Annotated in this window: 1 protein-coding gene; it reads left to right on the forward strand. The window is 76.5% G+C overall.

Annotated features, from left to right (window positions below):
* Positions 1 to 4,953: type I polyketide synthase (locus C6N75_RS24065; RefSeq protein ID WP_146132656.1), on the forward strand; the 4,953-nt coding region annotated here is incomplete at both ends.

Consider the following 4,953-nt stretch of genomic DNA (forward strand, 5'->3'; position numbering starts at 1 on the left):
GCGCTTCGACGCCGCCTTCTTCGGCATCAGCCCCCGCGAGGCGGTGTCCATGGACCCGCAGCAGCGGCTGGTGCTGGAAGCCTCCTGGGAAGCCCTGGAGCGGGCCGGACTGACCGCCGACGTCCGCGACGCCTCCCGGACCGGGGTCTACCTGGGCGCGATGAACTCCGACTACGGCGACGTACGCGGACACGACCTGACCGCGCTGGACGGTTACGTCGGCACCGGCAAGGCCGGCAGCATCCTCTCCGGCCGCGTCTCCTACGCGCTGGGCCTCCAGGGCCCCTCGCTCACCGTCGACACCGCCTGCTCCTCCTCCCTGGTGTCGCTGCACCTGGCGGCGCAGGCGCTGCGCGGCGGCGAGTGCGAGGTGGCCCTCGCCGGCGGCGTCACCGTGATGTCCACCCCGGCGACCTTCGTCGAGTTCTCCCGGTTGAAGGCGATGGCCCCCGACGGGCGGTGCAAGTCGTTCTCGGCCGACGCGGACGGTGCGGGCTGGTCGGAGGGCGTCGGTGTGCTGGTGCTCAAGCGCCTGTCGGACGCCGAGCGGGACGGTGACCGGGTGCTGGCGGTCATCCGGGGTTCGGCGGTGAACCAGGACGGGCGCAGCCAGGGGCTGACCGCCCCCAACGGCCCGTCGCAGGCCCGGGTCATCCGCGACGCGCTAGCCGCCGCCAGACTCAGCGCCGCGGACATCGACGCGATCGAGGCGCACGGCACCGGTACGTCGCTGGGCGACCCGATCGAGGCGGGCGCGCTCGCCGAGGTCTTCGGCCCCGACCGCGACCCCGCCAACCCGGTCCGCCTCGGCTCGTCCAAGTCGAACATCGGGCACGCGCAGGCCGCCGCCGGTGTGGTCGGGGTCATCAAGATGATCCTGGCGCTGGAGCACGAGAAGCTGCCGCGCACCCTGCACGCCGAACAGCCCAGCACGCTGATCGACTGGGACGGCAGCGGACTGGAACTCCTCCAGGAGGCCCGCGACTGGCGGCGGGACGCCGACCGCCCGCGCCGCGCCGGCGTCTCCTCCTTCGGCCTGAGCGGCACCAACGCGCACGTGGTCATCGAAGAAGCACCGGTACGGGACACCGAGCCTTCGGAAGCGCCGGACGGCCCGCTCCCCGTCGTCCTCTCCGCCCACAGCGAGCCGGCCCTGCGCGCGCAGGCCGCTGCCTGGGCCGACTGGCTGGAGCAGCGCCCGGGTGTCCCGCTCGCCGACGTGGCCGCCACCGCCGCCCGGCACCGCACCCACTTCGCACACCGCGCCGGAGTCCTCGCCGGCTCCACCGGGCAGGCCGCCACGCTGCTGCGCGCCCTCGCCGACGGGGCCGCCCACCCGGACCTGGTGCAGGGCACGGCCCAGGAGCGCGGCAAGACCGTCTTCGTCTTCCCCGGGCAGGGCACCGACTGGGAGGGCATGGCCGACGAACTGCTCGCGCAGAGCCCCGAGTTCGCCGCCGCGGCCGCCGAGTGCGACGCCGCCCTGCGGCCGCTGACCGGCTGGTCCACGCTGGCCCGGCTGCGCGGCGAGGACCGCGAGGCGCTGCCCTTCGAGCGCCTGGACGTCGTCCAGCCCGTGCTGTTCACCGTGTACGTGGCCCTCGCCGCCGCCTGGCGGGCGCTGGGCCTGCGGCCCGACGCGGTCGCCGGGCACAGCCAGGGCGAGATCGCCGCCGCCGTGGTCGCCGGCGCGCTCACCGTCGAGGAGGGCGCGCGGATCGTCGCCCTGCGCAGCCAGGCGCTCCAGCGCGACGGCCGGGGCGGCGAGATGGCCGTCGTCGAACTGCCCGTCGACGAGGTGCGCGCGCACCTCGCGCCCTACGGCGACGCGCTGTCCATCGCCGGCGTCAACACCGCCCGCTGGACGGTGATCTCCGGCGACACCGACGCCGTCAACGACGTCCTGATGGACCTCGACGACGACGACGTGGTCTGCGCGAAGCTGCACTCCTCCTGCGCCTCGCACAGCGCCCACATGGACCCGCTGCTGCCCGCGCTGCGCGCCGACCTCGCCGACCTGGCCCCCCGCCCGGCGAGCGTGCCGTTCTACTCCACCGTCACCGGCGGCCCCCTGCCCGGCCCCGAGCTGGACGCCGACTACTGGTGCCGCAACCTGCGCGAACCCGTCCGCCTCGACCTCGCCCAGGCCCGGCTGCTGGCCGACGGCTACGACCTGTTCGTGGAGGTCAGCCCCAACCCGGTGCTGGTCATGCCGCTCACCGACGGCGCGGCCAAGGCCGGCGGGCTGGTCGTGCCGACCCTCCAGCGCGACCAGGGCGGCACCGCCCGGCTGCGGCACGTGCTCACCCTGCTGCACGTCCAGGGGCACGCCACCGACTGGACGCGCGCCCTGCCCGCCGGGCGGGAGCCCGCCGCCCTGCCCACCTACGCCTTCCAGCGCGAGCGCTACTGGCCCGAGGCCGCACCCGCCGGCGGCGACGCCCGCTCCCTGGGCCTGGCCCCGGCCGGCCACCCCTGGCTCGGCGCGGTGACCGCCCTGGCCGGCGGCGAAGGCCACCTGCTGACCGGGCGGCTGTCCCTGGCCGCCCACCCGTGGCTGCGCGACCACGCCGCCTTCGGCGCGGTCCTCGTGCCCGGCGCCGGACTGCTCGAACTCGCCCTCGCCGGCGCCCGCGAGGCCGGCGCCGCCCAGGTCGGCGGCCTCACCCTCGCCGAACCCCTGATCCTCGACGAGGACGGCGGCGCGCAGATCCAGGTCGCCGTCGGCCCGGCCGGCCTCGGCGGCGAACGCACCGTCACCGTGCACAGCCGCCGCGACACCGGCCAGTCCACCTGGACCTGCCACGCCACCGGCACGCTGCTGGACGACAGCGCCGCCGCCGACCAGCAGACCGACGACCACGCCGCCTTCGCGGCACTGCGCGCCTGGCCCCCCGCCCCCGGCGCCGAACCCGTGCCCCTCGACGGCCTCTACGAGCGCCTCGAAGCCACCGGAGTGCACTACGGTCCCGCCTTCCGCGGCCTGACCGAACTGTGGCGCGACGGCGACACCGGATACGGACTGATCCGGCTGCCCGACGGCGTACCCGGCCAGGACCACGGCATCCACCCCGCCCTCCTCGACGCCGCCCTGCACACCCTCCAGGCCGTCCGCGACCAGGACGCCGACGACCGCCGCGTGCTGCTGCCCTTCGAATGGGAGGGCGCCGAACTGCACGCCGTCGGCTCCACCACCCTGCGGGTGCGCGTGGACCTCGACACCGCGACGCTGACCGCCCGGCTGTGGGCCGCCGACGCCCAGGGCGCCCCGGTCGCCACCGCCCGCGCGCTGCGGCTGCGCGAGGCCACCCCCGAGCAGATCCGCGCCGGCCGCCCCGTCGACCACCTCTACGAGGTCCGGCTCAAGCCCGTCGCCCTGCCCGCCCCGGCCGCCACCGAACCCCCGCGCACCTGGGTCCTCGGCGACGACACCACCCTCACCGCCGCCCTCGCCGCGGACGCCGTCGCCGACGCCGACACCCTGCTGCGCCGCCTCGACGACGGCGCCCCGCCCCCGAACCGCATCGTCATCGACGTGCCCCCCGCCGACTGCCGGGACGACCTGGTGGCCGGCGTCCGGGACACCACCGCCCACGCCCTCGCCCAGGCCCAGCGGATCGTCGCCGAACCCCGCCTGGAGCACACCGAACTCCTCTGGCTCACCCACGGCGCCGCCACCGCCGACAGCGCCCCGCCCGCCGACCTCGCCGGCGCCCCCCTGTGGGGCCTGGTCCGCGCCCTGCGCGCCGAGTACGCCGAACGGACCGTGCGCCTGGTCGACGCCGGCCCCGCCGAACCCGCCGACCTCCTCGGCCGCGCCCTGGACCTGTCCGGCGAACCCGAACTCGTCGTCCGCGACGGCAAGGCGCTCGCCCCCCGCCTCACCCGCGCCGCCGCCGCCGAACCGGCCGGCCCCGCCTGGCACCCCGACCACACCCTCCTCATCACCGGCGGCACCGGCGAACTCGGCCGCCAGGTCGCCGGCCACTTCGTCCGCGAACACGGCGTCCGCCACCTCGTCCTCACCTCCCGCCAGGGCCCGGACGCCCCCGGCGCCGCCGACCTCGTCCGCACCCTCACCGACGACGGCGCCGCCACCGTCCACGTCGTCGCCTGCGACGTCGCCGACCGCACCCAGGTGCGCGGCGTCCTCGACGGCATCGACCCCGCCCACCCCTGCGCCGGCGTCGTCCACCTCGCCGGCGTCCTCGACGACGGCCTCACCCTCGGCCAGGACGCCGAACGCCTCTGGCGCGTCATGTCCCCCAAGGTCGCCGGCGCCGCCCTGCTGCACGAACTCACCGGCCACCTCGACCTGAGGCTGTTCGTGCTGTTCTCCTCCGTCGCCAGCGTCTTCGGCAGCGCCGGACAGAGCACCTACGCCGCCGCCAACGCCTTCCTCGACGCCCTCGCCGCCCACCGCCGCGGCCTCGGCCTGCCCGCCACCAGCCTCTCCTGGGGCCTGTGGGAACAGGACGGCACCGGACTCACCGCCACCCTCAGCAAGGTCGACATCGCCCGGATGCGCCGCCAGGGCATCGCCGCCCTCGCCCCGCACCAGGCCCTGCGCCTCATGGACACCGCCATCGCCCGGACCGCCACCGCCCACCACGTCCTGGCCCGGCTCGAACTCGGCGCCCTGCAACGCGCCTGCGACGACGGCGAGGACACCCCCGCCCTGCTGCGCTCCATGCTCCGCACCAAGCCGCGCCGCGCCCAGGACGCCGCCGGCACCCCGGCCGGCCTCCGCGACCGGCTCGCCGCCCTCGGCGACGACGAACAGCGCCGCCTGCTCCTGACCACCGTCCAGCGCGAGGCCGCCGTCGTCCTCGGCCTCGGCGAGAGCGGCGCCGTCGACGCCGACCAGGTCTTCAAGGAAGTCGGCCTCGACTCCCTGATGGCCGTCGAACTGCGCCGCCGCCTCGCCGCCGAGACCGGGCTCTCGCTGCCCGC

The organism is Streptomyces solincola, assembly GCF_002982015.1.
In the GTDB taxonomy this organism is placed as follows: Bacteria; Actinomycetota; Actinomycetes; order Streptomycetales; family Streptomycetaceae; genus Streptomyces; species Streptomyces solincola.